This is a genomic window from Halobacillus sp. ABR2_026, from assembly GCF_056158545.1.
Genome location: NZ_JBSWTM010000001.1, coordinates 2,848,110 through 2,865,665, shown reverse-complemented (window position 1 = coordinate 2,865,665; position 17,556 = coordinate 2,848,110). Strand labels below are relative to the sequence as shown.

Sequence of the window (17,556 nt, the reverse complement as noted above, 5' to 3'; positions counted from 1 at the left end):
AGTAAAGACCCCGCTTGAATGTTTCAGCGGGGTCTTTTTATATGAGGAGATGAGGAAACAATGGTTATGACCTGTGATAGGTCGGTCCTGCATTTTTGATATTGTCACTCGCATAAGTGAACTTCTTGAAGTTATCGTGAAACTTTCCAGCTAATGACTTCGCACTCTCGTCATAGGCATCTGGATCTGCCCACGTTTTTCTAGGGAACAGAACTTCATCTGGGACGCCTGGACAGTGGGTTGGGATATTAAGACCGAAGAACGGGTCCTGATACGTTTCTGCTGAACTCAATTCTCCTTCTAATGCTGCATGGATCATGGATCTTGTATAACTTAGCTTAATTCTTTGACCTTCCCCATAGGAACCTCCGGACCATCCAGTGTTGACCAAATAAACATCTGTATTGAATTGATCAATTTTCTCTCCCAGCATCTCAGCATAGGTGGAAGGTGGAAGCGGAAGGAAAGGCGATCCGAAGCAGGCGGAGAAAGTAGCCTGTGGTTCTGTAATCCCTCGTTCAGTTCCTGCTAATTTACTTGTGTATCCACTCAGGAAGTGATACATGGCCTGCTCTTTTGTCAATTTACTGATTGGTGGAAGAACACCTGTAGCATCAGCCGTTAAAAAAATAATCGCGTTCGGATGACCTGCGATACTTGGCTGCACGGTGTTGCTGATGTGCTCCAAAGGATAGGCGGCGCGTGTGTTTTCCGTAAGACTCGTATCATGATAATCAGGCCGGTGAGACTGTGGATCGAGCACAACGTTCTCCAATACTGAACCGAAATGAATGGCATCAAAAATTTGCGGTTCTTTTTCTTGAGAAAGGTTGATGCACTTGGCATAACAGCCGCCTTCTATGTTGAAGACGCCATAGTTGGACCAGGCATGCTCATCGTCACCAATCAACCGGCGCTGTTGATCCGCCGATAAAGTTGTCTTCCCGGTTCCTGACAGACCGAAAAATAGAGCGACATCTCCTTCTTTACCTACGTTCGCTGAGCAATGCATTGGTAAAACGTTCTTCTCTGGGAGAATATAGTTCATGACAGAGAAGATGGATTTCTTAATTTCGCCGGCATATTCTGTTCCGCCGATTAGAACGATTCGGTGCTTGAATGAGATCATGATAAACGCTTCTGAGTTTGTTCCATCGACCTGTGGGTCAGCTTTGAAAGTAGGAGCTGATACGACGGTGAACTCTGCTTCATGATCTTCCAGCTCTTCTTCATCGGGCTTAATGAACATTTGCTGAGCGAACAAATTGTGCCATGCGAATTCTGTAAGTACTTGTAAAGGAAGGCGGTATCGTTCATCAGCGCCTGCAAATCCTTTAAAAACGAAGAGTTCTTCCCGATCTTTCAAATAATCTAGTACTTTATGATAAAGTTTTACGAATGTTTGATCGTCAATAGGCTGATTTACAGCGCCCCATTGAACTTTGTCTTTAGTCACATCATCTTTGACGATGAATTTATCTTTTGGAGATCTGCCTGTATAAGTACCTGTTGTTGCTTGGATGGCCCCTTTTTCAGTAAGAGTGCCTTCGTTACGAGATAAGATTCTTTCCACCAAGTGTGGCACTGATAACTGATGGTTCACATGTTCTTGGGCAAGTAAAAGATTCAGTTCAGACATTTGATTAATGGTACTCATATGCGTCGACCCGCCTTTGCAATTAATTATGATCAACCTAATGTGAGATTAGTATAACACATTAAATATATTAGTCCATACTATATGTGAAAAAGCTTACATTTTGTTTATTCAGAAAAATTAAACCATAAAATAGCTGGTTCATTCAACAACCTAGGGGAATTTTAGGACCACAAGAGAAAAAATGTGCTAGTTCTGTCAAAGAATCATTCGTACTTATTTATAAGGGTGAGTTTTACGAATCGTGTTGGTTAACATTCAGCGGGGCTTCTGGAGTGAGTGGTCATTGGAACACTTATACAAGGAAGATTGCCGGTGGCCCGTTAAAGAAAAGTGTTCTAATAATATATGTGCATTTACTTAAAACGTTTACCGGCCTTGTATCCACCGGATGGAATTCAATTGACATTAATTTAGGATTTCGTTACGATAACGAGGAACGGATACTCTCTTATCCAGAGTTGGTGGAGGGACAGGCCCTTTGAAACCCGGCAACCGTCATAAACATGACACGGTGCTAACCTGAAGCAAGGAGTACATGCTCCTTGGACGATAAGAGCGAAAGGAAGCAGCCCCTTTCCTCGATAAGGAAAGGTTTTTTCTTTTTTATAGGCTTTTCTTTAAATGTGAAATCAGATCAGCCTTTAATGAAGAAATGTTTACAGGAAAACCTGTACATGTATTCCTATGATAATGCTCCATTGTTTGTAAAAGAGGCAGCATGCACATATATGAAACTTATAAAAGTTTCTGCACATACTGGTAAAGAGTTCCGTCTAATACTTTGTACTTACAGAAGGAGGAGTTTTTAAGAGATGCCTGCAAACCGCCGGTTATTCACATCAGAATCAGTTACAGAAGGGCACCCGGATAAAATTTGCGACCAGATTTCTGATGCGATATTAGATGAAATATTAAAAAACGACCCCAATGCGAGGGTTGCATGTGAGACAACAGTGACAACGGGACTTGTACTCGTTTCCGGTGAGATTAGTACAAATACTTATGTAGATATTCCTGCCATCGTTCGCCAAACAATTAAAGATATTGGATATACCCGGGCGAAATTTGGATTTGACGCCGACACTTGTGCTGTATTAACGGCTATTGATGAACAATCGCCGGATATAGCAGGCGGCGTGGATGTTGCTCTTGAATCCCGCGAAGGGAAAATGAGTGATGATGAAATAGAAGCGATTGGAGCTGGAGATCAGGGGTTGATGTTCGGATTCGCCAACAATGAAACCAAAGAGTTGATGCCTCTGCCAATCTCCTTAGCTCATAAGTTATCAAAACGTTTATCAGATGTCAGAAACGACGGCACCTTGGATTATCTTCGGCCGGATGGAAAGACTCAGGTGACAGTGGAATATGATGAAAACGACAAGCCTGTCCGTGTAGATACTATCGTTATATCCACTCAACATGCTGAAGAAGTCACACTTCAACAGATTCAGGAAGACTTGAAAAAGCATGTGATCCAACCGATCGTTCCCGAAGGTTATATCGATGAAAAGACGAAATACTTTATCAATCCTACAGGGCGATTTGTTATTGGCGGTCCACAAGGGGATGCGGGTCTTACTGGTAGAAAAATCATAGTCGATACCTACGGTGGATATGCTCGTCACGGAGGCGGCGCATTCAGCGGTAAGGATGCTACGAAAGTGGATCGCTCGGCTGCTTATGCAGCACGTTACGTCGCTAAAAATATCGTAGCTGCAGGGCTGGCGGATTCTGTAGAAGTTCAGCTTGCTTATGCTATCGGTGTGGCTCAACCTGTTTCCATTGCTATCAATACGAATGGAACAGGTACGGTTTCAGAAGAGAAATTAGTAGAAGCTGTCCGTGAATTGTTTGACCTGCGTCCTGCAGGAATCATTAAAATGCTGGACCTGCGCCGTCCGATTTACCGTCAAACAGCTGCTTACGGGCACTTTGGACGGACAGACGTAGAATTCCCTTGGGAACTGACAGACAAAGCCGATGAGTTGAAAGCTCGTTGTAAATAAAAAAAACCGTTCCAACCAATCGGTAGGAACGGTTTTTTTTATGAATAGACACAGAGTGGATATCTATGAATTCTCCTGCATCTCTTTATAATACTGACCTTTTTCAACGTAACTTTTTCGTATTCGGTTCAGCTCTTGGATGTCCTCTTCATTCAGTTCCCTTATCACTTTGGCAGGACGGCCGAAAGCAAGGGTATTTGGAGGGATAACTTTACCTGGTGGCACAAGGCTACCGGCCCCTATGAAGGCCTGTTCTCCTATCACAGCACCATCGAGGATTAAAGATCCCATACCGATCAATGCGTTTTCTTTCACATGAGCAGAGTGTAGGGTGACCTGATGGCCTATCGTTACTCCATCTTCAATGACTAAAGGCAGGTCAGGACTTTGATGTAGAAGGCTCAAATCCTGGATATTCGTATTTTTGCCGATATGTACGGGAGCAACGTCTCCGCGGATGACCGTTTTGAACCAGATGCTGGCATTTTCACTAATCGTTACATCCCCTGTAATCACCGAATCTCCAGCGATATAAGCAGTTGGATGAATGGCCGGTGTTTTTCCTTTATATTCGCAAATCATGAAGAACCCCCTTATAATATATCTAATGATAGTATAGCAGAAGGAATGAGGGGGATGCTGTGAAGAAACTAGAAGCCGCTCATGACCGGGCAACCATTGTTATTGTTCATGGTGCTTTTGAACATTCCGGTCGGTATCATGGATTAGCTGAACAATTTCATAATGATGGTTTTTCTGTCATTTACGGTGATCTGCCCGGCCAAGGGAGTTCTTCTGGTAAGAGGGGACATATACGGTCTTTTGGAGATTATGTGGATACGATAAAAAACTGGATCCATCAGGCGGATCCCACAAAAAAAGTATTCGTCATCGGTCATAGCATGGGAGGACTTGCTGTTGTCAGAGCGATGGAAACGGCCCGATTGGGTGTGGATGGGGTGGTCTTATCCTCTCCCGCTCTAGGACTTCTCAAAAAAGCAAGTATCCCGTTGGAGGTTATCTCTTATTTATTGAATACTTTTTTTCCATCTTTACGAATAAAAGCCCCGCAGGACCCTGAATACATTACACGTAATAAGGACAAGATTATAGAGTTTAATCAGGATCCTATGATCGTTGATAAAGTTTCCGTACGGTGGTACCGCGAGTTCCAGAAAGCGACCAGAGAAGCATTTGCAGATCTTCCCAAATACCCTGATGTCCCGTTGTTAATGATGCAGGCAGAAGAGGATTACATGGTGAAGATTGAGAAGACAGCTGAGTGGTTCGATCGTTTACAAGTGAAGGAGAAAAGGTATAAACAGTGGCCGGGGCTCTACCACGAGATCTACAATGAACCTGAGTGGAAGGAAGTTTATCAACATACGCTGTCTTTTTTAGAGGATCACTTAACGTAAGACTGTAAGGAGGATTTCTTTTGAAACGAGCCGTTCCTACCAACGCTATCCTTTTGATGTATCAAGTGTATCGTCATGTCTTTCCCGCTGTTCATCGTGAATTATCGCATTGGATTGAACGTGCCAAAGCAATTCCTGACGAAGAGCTGAGAAATCAAGCCTTAACGAGTATTGAGGAAAAGACATTCCATTGTGAGGGTGGGTCCATTTATTCTGTCCTGTCGGGGACGAAAGATAAACAGGCCATCCGTTTTATTGTAGCTTATCAGACCATCAGTGATTATTTAGACAATCTTTGCGATCGAAGTACTTCGATGGACCCTGAAGATTTTCGTATGCTTCATGAATCAATGATTGATGCTTTAACTCCCGGCAACCCATTGCAGGATTATTATCAGTACCGGGAAGAAAAAGATGATGGGGGTTACCTCCACCAACTTGTGGCTACTTGCCAGGAGGTACTCGCAGAAGCTTCGAACTATTCGACCGTCCAGGCGCAAGCGTTGAAGCTCGGTGAACTGTATGGAGACCTGCAAGTACATAAGCATGTTATCGAAAATGAGAGAATCCCCAGGCTGCAACGTTGGTTCACGCGTTATCAAAAAGAATGGCCCGAACTTAGCTGGTATGAATTCTCTGCTTGCACAGGATCTACTTTAGGGATTTTCTGCCTGATCTCCTACACATTGAGTGGTCGTATGGATATGGCTTTATCCGACCAAATCGTCCGAAGTTATTTTCCGTACATGCAGGGGTTACATATTCTGCTTGATTATTACATTGACCAAGAAGAGGATGAAAAAGAAGGGGATTTGAATTTTTGCGCCTACTACGATCATGATGAGGACATGAAGACACGTTTCCGATATTTCGTAAAAAGGACACATGAAGAAATTCAGCGACTACCTGATGCTTCTTTCCATCAAATGATCCACGAAGGTTTAGTCGGGATGTATCTTGCTGACAGGAAGGTGGGCAGGCTTTCCAATGCGAAGAGCTTTGTAAAGGAAATGCTGAAAGTGAGTGGAAGGAAAGCGACTTTCTTCTATTTTAATACCAAAATGTATCATAAATTAAAGCCTGGCCGCGAATTGTAGCGGACCAGGCTTTTTTTAAATTCTTTCGATAGCTAAAATGAATGGTGGAGTGCTCTTCTTATTCAGGAATCCGTAGTGCAGGACTTGGTATTTTTGGGAGTTTAGTTGTGTCACGTATTCCATCAGGGCTTCTTTTTCTTCGGCGCCTCCAGGGTGTCCGTGATAGACAACAAGAACGATGAGACCACCTTTTTTCAAGGAGGTCAGGACGTTTTGCACAGACTGGATTGTCCCACCCGCTTGAGTGACGACACTTTTATCACTGCCAGGTAGATAACCGAGGTTGTATAAGGCCCCTGCAATGTTCGTTTCATGTTCTTCTTGCAGGTAATCTTGAATGTGCTCATGAGAATCATGGATCAGGGTCGTCTGCTTGTCATATCCTTGATCCAATAAACGCTGATGAGTGTTTTCAATGGCCTTCTCTTGGACATCAAAGGCGTAGACGCGCCCTTCTGAGCCAACGAGTCCTGCTAAAAAGGCCGTATCGTGTCCGTTCCCGCATGTGCCGTCGATGACTGCATCACCGGGGGCAACCGCTCTTTTTATCAAAGTATGTGCATAGTCTAAAATTCTTTCAATCGTCATAGTGAAGCCTCCATATGTCTTGTTCTTTGATTATTGTAGCATGAACCATCCTGTCATGTGGATCACCTCTGTGCTGCTTGACAAAGCACGTTTCATTCATTAATATACGGTTATAATACTCTGACGTTGAAAAGGAGTAGTAGTGATTCTTCCAAGCAGTAGAGAGACAGCGGGTGGTGCAAGCTGTCCTTGGAGGTCATGAACTCACCTTGGATGTCGCGGAAGTGAACAGAAGTAGTTTCCGCCGGTGAGATCGCCGTTATCGATATCAAGTTGAACACGTATGTGTTAATTTGGGTGGTACCGCGGGAATCAAGCCTCTCGTCCCATGTTGGGATGAGGGGCTTTTTATATTTTGTAGAGAGATTATGAGGAGGTAAGGAAATGGCTTTTGATCATAAAACCATTGAAAAGAAATGGCAGAAGCACTGGCTGGAAGAGAAAACTTTCAAAACAGACAGTTATTCTGACAAGAAGAAATTTTACGCACTGGATATGTTTCCATATCCATCAGGAGCAGGTCTGCACGTCGGTCACCCGGAAGGATACACGGCTACAGATATCCTTTCCCGTATGAAGCGAATGCAGGGGTATGAAGTCCTGCATCCGATCGGTTGGGATGCGTTCGGTCTTCCGGCTGAACAGTATGCGCTTGACACGGGGAATGACCCGGAAGAATTTACAAAACAAAATATTGATACGTTCCGCCGCCAAATCCAGGAACTAGGTTTTTCTTATGACTGGGACCGGGAAGTGAATACAACAGATCCTGATTACTATAAGTGGACCCAATGGATCTTCTTGAAGCTTTATGAAAAAGGTCTTGCCTATATTGATGAAGTTGCCGTGAACTGGTGCCCAGCTTTAGGTACTGTTTTGGCTAATGAGGAAGTCATTGATGGTCGCAGTGAAAGAGGAGACCATCCTGTCGAAAGACGTCCGATGAAACAGTGGATGCTTAAAATTACAGCATACGCCGATCGCCTTTTGGAAGACTTGGAAGATTTGGATTGGCCGGAGAGCATTAAAGATATGCAGCGAAATTGGATCGGGAAATCAGAAGGGGCAGAAGTAACTTTTGAAATCGCAGATACTGATCGCTCATTTGATGTGTTCACAACCCGACCGGATACATTGTTCGGTGCTACGTACGCAGTTCTTGCGCCCGAGCATCCCCTCGTGGAAAAAGTCGTAACAGCAGAACAACAGGAAGCCGTTCGTGCTTACACCGAGAAGGCTCAAAATAAAAGTGATCTGGAACGGACAGATTTAGCTAAAGATAAATCCGGCGTGTTTACAGGTGCCTATGCGATTAATCCGATCAATGGTGAAAAACTGCCGATATGGGTGGCAGACTACGTACTCATGAGTTATGGAAGCGGAGCAATCATGGCCGTTCCAGCTCACGACGAAAGAGACTTTGAGTTTGCACAGCAGTTTAGTCTTCCTATCATTCCTGTCGTCGACGGAGGAGATGTGGAGAAAGAAGCCTTTACAGAAGATGGTCCTCACATCAACTCCGATTTCTTGGATGGTCTTGGAAAAGATGAAGCGATCGATAAGGCCATTGAATGGCTCGAAACTAACGGTAAGGGGAAGAAACAAACGACCTACCGTCTGCGCGACTGGCTCTTCAGCCGACAGCGTTATTGGGGAGAGCCGATTCCTGTCATCCATTGGGAAGATGGTACGATCGCTCCGGTTAAAGAAGAAGATCTGCCTGTCCAACTCCCGAAGACAACGGAGATTAAGCCTTCGGGTACGGGAGAATCCCCGCTGGCTAACATCGATGAGTGGGTGAATGTCGTTGATCCGGAAACAGGTATGAAGGGACGCAGAGAAACCAACACAATGCCGCAGTGGGCAGGAAGCTGTTGGTATTACCTTCGTTACATCGATGCAGGAAACCCAGACACATTTGCTGATTATGAAGCATTGAAGAAGTGGCTCCCGGTTGATGTGTATATTGGTGGTGCTGAACATGCTGTCCTTCACCTTCTATATGCCCGTTTCTGGCATAAAGTCCTTTATGATGCAGGGGTTGTACCGACAAAGGAACCTTTCCAAAAATTATTTAACCAAGGAATGATCCTTGGCGAAAATAATGAAAAGATGAGTAAGTCTAAAGGGAATGTTGTGAATCCGGATGACATCGTTTATTCTCACGGGGCAGATACCTTGAGACTTTACGAAATGTTCATGGGACCACTGGATGCGTCTGTTGCGTGGTCCACAAATGGCCTGGACGGCGCTCGTCGCTTCCTGGATCGTGTATGGCGGTTATTTGTGACGGAAGGTGTATTATCTGAAGCGATTCAAGAGGGCTCAGATGATGCGACATTGGAGAAGGTCTATCATGAAACCGTCAAAAAAGTTACAGAGAATTTTGAAGAACTTCGTTTCAATACAGGTATTTCTCAAATGATGGTCTTCATCAATGATGGATACAAAGCAGATGTTCTTCCGAAACAATACGTAGAAGGGTTTGTTAAACTCCTATCTCCTGTTGCCCCGCACCTTGCAGAAGAGTTGTGGGAGAAGCTTGGTCATAAAGAAACCATCAGCTACCAATCCTGGCCGCAGTTCGACGAATCGAAGCTCGAAGAAGATGAAGTGGAAATCGTTGTACAGGTAATGGGGAAAGTACGGGCAAAAATGTTGGTGAATAAAGAATCTTCCAAAGAAGATTTAGAAAAGCAGGCGCTTGAGAACGAAGATGTTAAACAGTGGCTCGAAGGGAAAACCATCCGTAAAGTGATTGCTGTTCCCGGAAAGCTTGTAAATATTGTAGCGAATTAATAATGGCAAAGCACTCTGATATCAGGGTGCTTTCCTAATTTTATAAGCTTTCGTGTTTGATTTTAGCTAATACTAAAATAAAATGAAGATAGAAATCATTCTAATGGAGGGATAAAATGACCACAATTAAAGAAATTACACCTCAACAAGTAGAAGAAAAAATCAATAATAATGAGGACATCACTGTCATTGATGTAAGAGAAGATGAAGAGGTTTCGCAAGGAATGATCCCTACTGCCAAACATATACGACTTGGTGATATACCTGAGAGCGTAGAAAATCTTCCTAAGGAACAGGAGTATGTTATGATCTGCCGTTCCGGCCGCCGCAGTATGAATGCAGCTGAATTCATGAAGGAAAGAGGCTTTGCGAATGTCCTGAATATGGAGGGCGGCATGTTGAAATGGAAAGGGGAATTGGTTTTTTAACTTCCTCCTTATGACAGGGGTTTACTTAAAAGCTTCAGGGAGAACGGCTGAGGATTCATCCGTGTGCACATCGAATCTTTTATAACGGCCCCTGCTAATCATGCAACGATATCATCAGGTTTTCTCTTAGCAACAGATGAACAAAAGTTTTCAATTCACCCAGAGCTTAGTATAAAGAGAAATGGGGTTTCTTCCCAAAGAGATGGAAGGAACTCCTTTTTTTATTTCACCTAAGGGAGCGTTAAGGTTTATTTTGTATTTCGCGAAAAAATCTATGAAACTATTGACGAATGAAGAGAGACGTTGTAATATAGATAACGTTGCTTAATTGAAAGCACACAAAACATCTTATTAAAAGATTTATTTCAACAAATTCTATGAAAGTTATTGACGATACACAGTCAACTATGCTAGAATTTGATTACTGTCGGGTGAGGCAGTATTTGATCTTTGAAAACTGAACGAACCAACCAGTACGTCAAAACATTTCTTCTTTTATAGAAGAGATTTGAAACAAAGCACATTCGGTGTGCAAATGAGCAAGTCAAACTTAACTTTTATGGAGAGTTTGATCCTGGCTCAGGACGAACGCTGGCGGCGTGCCTAATACATGCAAGTCGAGCGCGGGAAGCGAGCGGATCCCTTCGGGGTGAAGCTCGTGGAACGAGCGGCGGACGGGTGAGTAACACGTGGGCAACCTGCCTGTAAGATCGGAATAACCCCGGGAAACCGGGGCTAATGCCGGGTAATACTTTCTTTCGCATGAAGGAAAGTTGAAAGATGGCTTCTCGCTATCACTTACAGATGGGCCCGCGGCGCATTAGCTAGTTGGTGAGGTAACGGCTCACCAAGGCGACGATGCGTAGCCGACCTGAGAGGGTGATCGGCCACACTGGGACTGAGACACGGCCCAGACTCCTACGGGAGGCAGCAGTAGGGAATCTTCCGCAATGGACGAAAGTCTGACGGAGCAACGCCGCGTGAACGATGAAGGTCTTCGGATCGTAAAGTTCTGTTGTTAGGGAAGAACAAGTACCGTGCGAATAGAGCGGTACCTTGACGGTACCTAACGAGGAAGCCCCGGCTAACTACGTGCCAGCAGCCGCGGTAATACGTAGGGGGCAAGCGTTGTCCGGAATTATTGGGCGTAAAGCGCGCGCAGGCGGTTCCTTAAGTCTGATGTGAAAGCCCACGGCTCAACCGTGGAGGGTCATTGGAAACTGGGGAACTTGAGGACAGAAGAGGAGAGTGGAATTCCACGTGTAGCGGTGAAATGCGTAGATATGTGGAGGAACACCAGTGGCGAAGGCGACTCTCTGGTCTGTTTCTGACGCTGAGGTGCGAAAGCGTGGGTAGCAAACAGGATTAGATACCCTGGTAGTCCACGCCGTAAACGATGAGTGCTAGGTGTTAGGGGGCTTCCACCCCTTAGTGCTGAAGTTAACGCATTAAGCACTCCGCCTGGGGAGTACGGCCGCAAGGCTGAAACTCAAAGGAATTGACGGGGGCCCGCACAAGCGGTGGAGCATGTGGTTTAATTCGAAGCAACGCGAAGAACCTTACCAGGTCTTGACATCCTTGGACCTCCCTAGAGATAGGGATTTCCCTTCGGGGACCAAGTGACAGGTGGTGCATGGTTGTCGTCAGCTCGTGTCGTGAGATGTTGGGTTAAGTCCCGCAACGAGCGCAACCCCTAATCTTAGTTGCCAGCATTCAGTTGGGCACTCTAAGGTGACTGCCGGTGACAAACCGGAGGAAGGCGGGGATGACGTCAAATCATCATGCCCCTTATGACCTGGGCTACACACGTGCTACAATGGATGGTACAAAGGGCAGCGAAGCCGCGAGGTGTAGCAAATCCCATAAAACCATTCTCAGTTCGGATTGCAGGCTGCAACTCGCCTGCATGAAGCCGGAATCGCTAGTAATCGCGGATCAGCATGCCGCGGTGAATACGTTCCCGGGCCTTGTACACACCGCCCGTCACACCACGAGAGTTGGCAACACCCGAAGTCGGTGAGGTAACCTTTATGGAGCCAGCCGCCGAAGGTGGGGCCAATGATTGGGGTGAAGTCGTAACAAGGTAGCCGTATCGGAAGGTGCGGCTGGATCACCTCCTTTCTAAGGATATTACGGAAACGTACTGTGTTGGTTGTTCAGTTTTGAGAGATCAAAGAATCTTTCAACTTGTGAACCTTGAAAACTGGATAAGGAATCATTGTTTCATCTAACGATGAGGCAATTGATGACAAGACATCTAATTGAAATTGTAAACGTCTTTTCACGAAGATAGTTAAGTGAATAAGGGCGCACGGTGGATGCCTTGGTACTAGGAGCCGATGAAGGACGGGACTAACACCGATATGCTCCGGCGAGCCGTAAGTAGGCTTTGAACCGGAGATTTCCGAATGGGGAAACCCGCTGTTCGTAATGGGACAGCATCCTATACTGAATACATAGGTATAGGAAGGCACACCCGGGGAACTGAAACATCTAAGTACCCGGAGGAAGAGAAAGCAAATGCGATTTCCCAAGTAGCGGCGAGCGAAACGGAATCAGCCCAAACCAGAAAGCTTGCTTTCTGGGGTTGTAGGACACTCCATTGGAGTTACCAAAGAGAAAGATAGATGAATCGATCTGGAACGATCAGCCAGAGCAGGTAACAGCCCTGTAGTCGAAATCTTTCTCTCTCCGGAGTGGATCCTGAGTACGGCGGAACACGAGGAATTCCGTCGGAATCCGGGAGGACCATCTCCCAAGGCTAAATACTCCCTAGTGACCGATAGTGAACCAGTACCGTGAGGGAAAGGTGAAAAGCACCCCGGAAGGGGAGTGAAAGAGAACCTGAAACCGTGTGCCTACAAGTAGTCGGAGCCCGTTAATGGGTGACGGCGTGCCTTTTGTAGAATGAACCGGCGAGTTACGACCGTATGCGAGGTTAAGCAGCAGAAGCGGAGCCGCAGCGAAAGCGAGTCTGAATAGGGCGAGTGAGTATGCGGTCGTAGACCCGAAACCGTGTGATCTACCCATGTCCAGGGTGAAGGTCAGGTAACACTGACTGGAGGCCCGAACCCACGTAAGTTGAAAATTACGGGGATGAGGTGTGGGTAGGGGTGAAATGCCAATCGAACACGGAGATAGCTGGTTCTCTCCGAAATAGCTTTAGGGCTAGCCTCAGAATAGAAAGTCATGGAGGTAGAGCACTGATTGGACGAGGGGCCCCTATCGGGTTACCGAATTCAGTCAAACTCCGAATGCCATCGACTTTGTTCTGGGAGTCAGACCGTGGGTGATAAGGTTCATGGTCGAGAGGGAAACAGCCCAGACCGCCAGCTAAGGTCCCAAAGTGTGTGTTAAGTGGAAAAGGATGTGGAGTTGCTTAGACAACCAGGATGTTGGCTTAGAAGCAGCCATCATTCAAAGAGTGCGTAATAGCTCACTGGTCGAGTGACTCTGCGCCGAAAATGTACCGGGGCTAAACACACCACCGAAGCTGCGGATTGATCTTATGATCAGTGGTAGGAGAGCGTTCTAAGGGCCGTGAAGTCAGACCGTAAGGACTGGTGGAGCGCTTAGAAGTGAGAATGCCGGTATGAGTAGCGAAAAAAGAGTGAGAATCTCTTTCACCGAATGCCTAAGGTTTCCTGAGGAAGGCTCGTCCTCTCAGGGTTAGTCGGGACCTAAGCCGAGGCCGAAAGGCGTAGGCGATGGACAACAGGTTGATATTCCTGTACCACCTCCTTTCCGTTTGAACGACGGGGGGACGCAGGAGGATAAGGAGAGCGCGCCACTGGATGTGCGCGTCCAAGCAGTGAGACGGTCGGATAGGCAAATCCGTCCGGCAACGTTGAGCTGTGATGGGGAGGGAAATATAGTACCGAAGCTCCTGAGTTCACACTGCCAAGAAAATCCTCTAGTGAGGAAAGAGGTGCCCGTACCGCAAACCGACACAGGTAGGCGAGGAGAGGATCCTAAGGTGAGCGGGAGAACTCTCGTTAAGGAACTCGGCAAAATGACCCCGTAACTTCGGGAGAAGGGGTGCTCCTCTGCCGAGGAGCCGCAGTGAAAAGGCCCAAGCGACTGTTTACCAAAAACACAGGTCTCTGCGAAGCCGTAAGGCGAAGTATAGGGGCTGACACCTGCCCGGTGCTGGAAGGTTAAGGGGATGCGTTAGCTTATGCGAAGCGTTGAACCGAAGCCCCAGTAAACGGCGGCCGTAACTATAACGGTCCTAAGGTAGCGAAATTCCTTGTCGGGTAAGTTCCGACCCGCACGAAAGGTGCAACGACTTGGGCACTGTCTCAACGAGAGACCCGGTGAAATTATACTATGTGTGAAGATGCACATTACCCGCGACAGGACGGAAAGACCCCGTGGAGCTTTACTGTAGCCTGATATTGAATGTTGGTACAGCTTGTACAGGATAGGTAGGAGCCTTAGAAGCCGGAGCGCTAGCTTCGGTGGAGGCGCTGGTGGGATACTACCCTGGCTGTACGGACATTCTAACCCAGGACCGTGATCCGGTCCGGAGACAGTGTCAGGTGGGCAGTTTGACTGGGGCGGTCGCCTCCCAAAAGGTAACGGAGGCGCCCAAAGGTTCCCTCAGAATGGTTGGAAATCATTCGCAGAGTGTAAAGGCACAAGGGAGCTTGACTGCGAGACCTACAAGTCGAGCAGGGACGAAAGTCGGGCTTAGTGATCCGGCGGTTCCGCATGGAAGGGCCGTCGCTCAACGGATAAAAGCTACCCCGGGGATAACAGGCTTATCTCCCCCAAGAGTCCACATCGACGGGGAGGTTTGGCACCTCGATGTCGGCTCATCGCATCCTGGGGCTGTAGTCGGTCCCAAGGGTTGGGCTGTTCGCCCATTAAAGCGGTACGCGAGCTGGGTTCAGAACGTCGTGAGACAGTTCGGTCCCTATCCGTCGTGGGCGTTGGAAATTTGAAAGGAGCTGTCCTTAGTACGAGAGGACCGGGATGGACACACCGCTGGTGTACCAGTTGTTCCGCCAGGAGCATCGCTGGGTAGCTACGTGTGGTCGGGATAAGTGCTGAAAGCATCTAAGCATGAAGCCCCCCTTGAGATGAGATTTCCCTTTGCTTTAAGCAAATAAGATCCCTCAGAGACGATGAGGTTGATAGGTCCGAGGTGGAAGCGTGGTGACACGTGGAGCTGACGGATACTAATGGATCGATGACTTATCTATCGAAATGATAGTGTTCGTGAAAAGCGTTTCTTCAAATAGATGTTTCCTTATCCAGTTTTGAGGGTTCACCTCAAACTTTATATTGATGTGGTGGTGAAGGCGAAGAGGTCACACCTGTTCCCATGCCGAACACAGCAGTTAAGCTCTTCAGCGCCGATGGTAGTCGGGTTTACCCCCGTGAGAGTAGGACGCCGCCACATAAACCGACAACCCTTCAGGAATTTTGCCTGAAGGGTTGTTTTATGTATAGATTTTCACAGGACATTTGATAAAATAACAAGTACATAGTTTTTGGTATGGTTGGAGATTTACGACAATAGTAAACATTGAAGAGTTTCATTTTGTAAGGGAAGGGTGTCTGAGATGGCAGAATTGGTAAGAAGACGGAATACATTTTGGAATTGGAAGTATGCGATTATGCTTACCCTTATTCCTCTAGGATTTTACTTAGTATCTTTAAGGGAAGAAATCGGTTCAATCCAACATATTCTTTTTATTGTAATCATCATTTGGCTGTCTGTGGTAGGGGTTTTCGGCATAACGAACCGTTATGAGAGATTAAAGGTGTATGGATATTTATATTTGGTGAGCAGTCTTCTTTTTGCGTATTTGGGACTTACCCTCATTTGGTAAAAATGGTTGAGGTTTCTAAGATTACTCATTATACTTAAGAGAGAATATATGTTCGGAGGGTCCCGTATGGAATTAATACGCTGGAGCTATTCAAGAAGGAAAATGGTCCGAGGATATTTTGATAAATTTCCGAATTCGACGGTGTATTTCAGACGTATACGGAGGTTTTATATTGTATATATGGTAGATTGGCATGAGGCCGATCCTCTTGTAACAAGAGAGGACCGCGAAAGAATGCAGCATATCATAAATGATGAATTAGGAAGATTGAGAGAATATGAACAAAGAAAGTCGAGAAAGGGATGATCCTTTCTCGACTTTTTTTATAAATTCAAAAGAAATAAACTGTACTTTCACTATTACTAGTTATCCCATTGCTTCCCAGGCTGCATGCATCCCAGCAACTCTACCTGTAACCAGGGCAGAAGTGATGTTGTAACCACCTGTGTATCCGTGGATATCAAGAATTTCTCCACAGAAATAAAGGCGGTCCATCAGTTTGGACTGCATGGTATTCGGAACAATCTCTTTAATAGAAACACCGCCGCCGGTAACGAAAGCTTTTTCAATGGGCTGCGAATCATAAACATGCACATGAAACTTTTTTAATAAACTGGTGAAATTCCGTAGCTTTTCATTAGAAATGTTGGCCGTTTTTTCTTCAGCAGCAATCTCAGATTGATTGAGAATATAGTCCAGAAATCGTTCAGGGACCATCCCTTTCGTAACGTTTCTAAAGGTTTTCTTTGGGTGGTCTACCATCATGGTTTGAAGTTTTTCAAGCAGGACATTCTCTTTCTCATCAGGAAGAGCATCAATTTCAATGGTTACCGGCCGGTGGCCTTTCATGAATTCTTTCACAACATATTGAGAACACCTTAAAATGGCAGGGCCGGAGAGACCGAAGTGAGTAAACAGCATGTCCATCCGGTGTGTAACGATTTTTTTCCCTTTACCATTTAACACAGATACATCCACATCTCTCAAAGAGAGTCCTTGAAGGGTTTTGTTTTTGATCAATGAATCTTTAGAGAGAAGGGGCACTTCCGTCGGGAATAATGTAGTGATGGTGTGCCCTGCTTTCTTTGCCCAGGCGTAACCATCTCCTGTAGATCCTGTATGAGGAACAGCTTTTCCTCCCACAGCCAAAATCAATGATTTAGTCGTTATCTTTTCTTTGGATTTTAACATGATTTGATGTTCGTCTTCTCCGTAATGTATGGCATCTACAGGTGTCTCTTTCCGTACTTCAATATTCAACTCATCCATGCGGTTGAGCAAGGCTTGGACGACATCTTTTGCCTTGTTACTTACAGGGAACATCCTTCCGTGGTCTTCCTCCTTTAAAGCGACCCCGAGTTCTTCAAAGAAATCAATGATATCGTAATTATTGAATACCGAGAATGGACTGTATAGAAATTTCCCGTTCCCGGGGATATGTTTGATCACTTCGTCTTCGGGAAGACGGTTGGTGACATTACACCTTCCTCCCCCAGAAATGGCCAATTTTGTGCCTAGTTTTTTTCCTTTATCAATGAGCAGAGTGTGAACACCTTGTTCAGCTGCAGCGATAGCCGCCATCAGCCCCGAAGGCCCTCCACCTATTACAGTTACTTGGTAAGTCATGGATGTCTTCCTTTCTTCGTTCATTCGTTCCTTGTTCTTCCTTTATCTATGATAAAATAGATGAGGTCGATTCTACAATAAAATTGAAGGT

10 protein-coding genes, 3 rRNA genes, 1 riboswitch and 1 other annotated feature are annotated in these 17,556 nt (G+C 45.8%); of the genes, 9 read left to right on the top strand and 4 right to left on the bottom strand.

Annotation, left to right across the window (positions count from 1 at the left end):
• Positions 1 to 64: 64 nt before the first annotated feature.
• A complete protein-coding gene (pckA, locus tag ACXADE_RS14835; RefSeq protein ID WP_474981215.1) occupies positions 65 to 1,657 on the bottom strand; it encodes a phosphoenolpyruvate carboxykinase (ATP) in 1,593 nt (530 codons plus the stop codon).
• A 448-nt stretch (positions 1,658 to 2,105) separates the two neighbouring features.
• A riboswitch (SAM riboswitch) is annotated at positions 2,106 to 2,216 on the top strand.
• 256 nt (positions 2,217 to 2,472) lie between these two features.
• Here pckA and metK point away from each other — a divergent pair.
• Entirely contained in the window at positions 2,473 to 3,669 is a 1,197-nt protein-coding gene (metK, locus tag ACXADE_RS14830; protein ID WP_474981214.1) for a methionine adenosyltransferase, read from the top strand.
• A gap of 63 nt (positions 3,670 to 3,732) precedes the next feature.
• Here metK and ACXADE_RS14825 read toward each other — a convergent pair whose 3' ends face one another.
• Complete coding sequence (locus tag ACXADE_RS14825; RefSeq protein ID WP_474981213.1) at positions 3,733 to 4,251, bottom strand: gamma carbonic anhydrase; 519 nt, start codon at positions 4,249 to 4,251, stop codon at positions 3,733 to 3,735.
• Positions 4,252 to 4,310: 59 nt separating this feature from the next.
• Here ACXADE_RS14825 and ACXADE_RS14820 point away from each other — a divergent pair, with 59 nt between their 5' ends.
• Both ACXADE_RS14820 and ACXADE_RS14815 read left to right on the top strand, forming a co-directional pair.
• Entirely contained in the window at positions 4,311 to 5,087 is a 777-nt protein-coding gene (locus ACXADE_RS14820) for a lysophospholipase (RefSeq protein ID WP_474981212.1), read from the top strand.
• A 20-nt stretch (positions 5,088 to 5,107) separates the two neighbouring features.
• A complete protein-coding gene (locus tag ACXADE_RS14815) occupies positions 5,108 to 6,184 on the top strand; it encodes a tetraprenyl-beta-curcumene synthase family protein (protein ID WP_474981211.1) in 1,077 nt (358 codons plus the stop codon).
• 15 nt (positions 6,185 to 6,199) lie between these two features.
• On the opposite strand, the gene mnmM is transcribed toward ACXADE_RS14815, so the two are convergent.
• Positions 6,200 to 6,772: a tRNA 5-(aminomethyl)-2-thiouridylate-methyltransferase MnmM gene (gene mnmM / locus ACXADE_RS14810; protein ID WP_474981210.1), complete on the bottom strand. Its 573-nt coding sequence runs from the start codon at positions 6,770 to 6,772 to the stop codon at positions 6,200 to 6,202.
• A gap of 117 nt (positions 6,773 to 6,889) precedes the next feature.
• Positions 6,890 to 7,104, top strand: a binding site (T-box leader).
• 52 nt (positions 7,105 to 7,156) lie between these two features.
• Here mnmM and leuS point away from each other — a divergent pair.
• The 6 genes from leuS to ACXADE_RS14780 all read left to right on the top strand — a co-directional run bounded on the left by leuS (position 7,157) and on the right by ACXADE_RS14780 (position 15,839).
• Positions 7,157 to 9,571 carry a leucine--tRNA ligase gene (leuS, locus tag ACXADE_RS14805; RefSeq protein ID WP_474981209.1) on the top strand — a complete coding sequence of 805 codons (2,415 nt, stop codon included), beginning with the start codon at positions 7,157 to 7,159 and terminating at the stop codon, positions 9,569 to 9,571.
• A 116-nt stretch (positions 9,572 to 9,687) separates the two neighbouring features.
• The gene (locus ACXADE_RS14800) at positions 9,688 to 9,999 is read left to right on the top strand and encodes a rhodanese-like domain-containing protein (protein ID WP_474981208.1); all 312 of its coding nucleotides are present in this window, start codon (positions 9,688 to 9,690) and stop codon (positions 9,997 to 9,999) included.
• 556 nt (positions 10,000 to 10,555) lie between these two features.
• Positions 10,556 to 12,120 (top strand): 16S ribosomal RNA (locus tag ACXADE_RS14795).
• Between the two features lie 170 nt (positions 12,121 to 12,290).
• Positions 12,291 to 15,206, top strand: a 23S ribosomal RNA gene (locus tag ACXADE_RS14790).
• Positions 15,207 to 15,292: 86 nt separating this feature from the next.
• Positions 15,293 to 15,406 (top strand): 5S ribosomal RNA (gene rrf / locus ACXADE_RS14785).
• The 16S, 23S and 5S rRNA genes sit together here, the layout of an rRNA operon.
• Before the next feature lie 163 nt (positions 15,407 to 15,569).
• Positions 15,570 to 15,839, top strand: coding sequence for a hypothetical protein (locus ACXADE_RS14780; RefSeq protein WP_474981207.1), 270 nt, complete (start codon positions 15,570 to 15,572; stop codon positions 15,837 to 15,839).
• A 366-nt stretch (positions 15,840 to 16,205) separates the two neighbouring features.
• Here the strand turns inward: ACXADE_RS14780 and ACXADE_RS14775 are convergent, their stop codons facing one another.
• Positions 16,206 to 17,465, bottom strand: a complete 1,260-nt coding sequence (locus ACXADE_RS14775) for a BaiN/RdsA family NAD(P)/FAD-dependent oxidoreductase (protein ID WP_474981206.1) — start codon at positions 17,463 to 17,465, stop codon at positions 16,206 to 16,208.
• Between the last annotated feature and the right edge of the window lie 91 nt (positions 17,466 to 17,556).

Excerpts from the sequence above, each read along its gene's own strand:
- pckA (WP_474981215.1), bottom strand. The coding sequence starts at position 1,657 with ATGAGTACCATTAATCAAATGTCTGAACTGAATCTTTTACTTGCCCAA.
- metK (WP_474981214.1), top strand. The coding sequence starts at position 2,473 with ATGCCTGCAAACCGCCGGTTATTCACATCAGAATCAGTTACAGAAGGG.
- ACXADE_RS14825 (WP_474981213.1), bottom strand. The coding sequence starts at position 4,251 with ATGATTTGCGAATATAAAGGAAAAACACCGGCCATTCATCCAACTGCT.
- mnmM (WP_474981210.1), bottom strand. The coding sequence starts at position 6,772 with ATGACGATTGAAAGAATTTTAGACTATGCACATACTTTGATAAAAAGA.
- leuS (WP_474981209.1), top strand. The coding sequence starts at position 7,157 with ATGGCTTTTGATCATAAAACCATTGAAAAGAAATGGCAGAAGCACTGG.
- ACXADE_RS14800 (WP_474981208.1), top strand. The coding sequence starts at position 9,688 with ATGACCACAATTAAAGAAATTACACCTCAACAAGTAGAAGAAAAAATC.
- ACXADE_RS14780 (WP_474981207.1), top strand. The coding sequence starts at position 15,570 with ATGGCAGAATTGGTAAGAAGACGGAATACATTTTGGAATTGGAAGTAT.
- ACXADE_RS14775 (WP_474981206.1), bottom strand. The coding sequence starts at position 17,465 with ATGACTTACCAAGTAACTGTAATAGGTGGAGGGCCTTCGGGGCTGATG.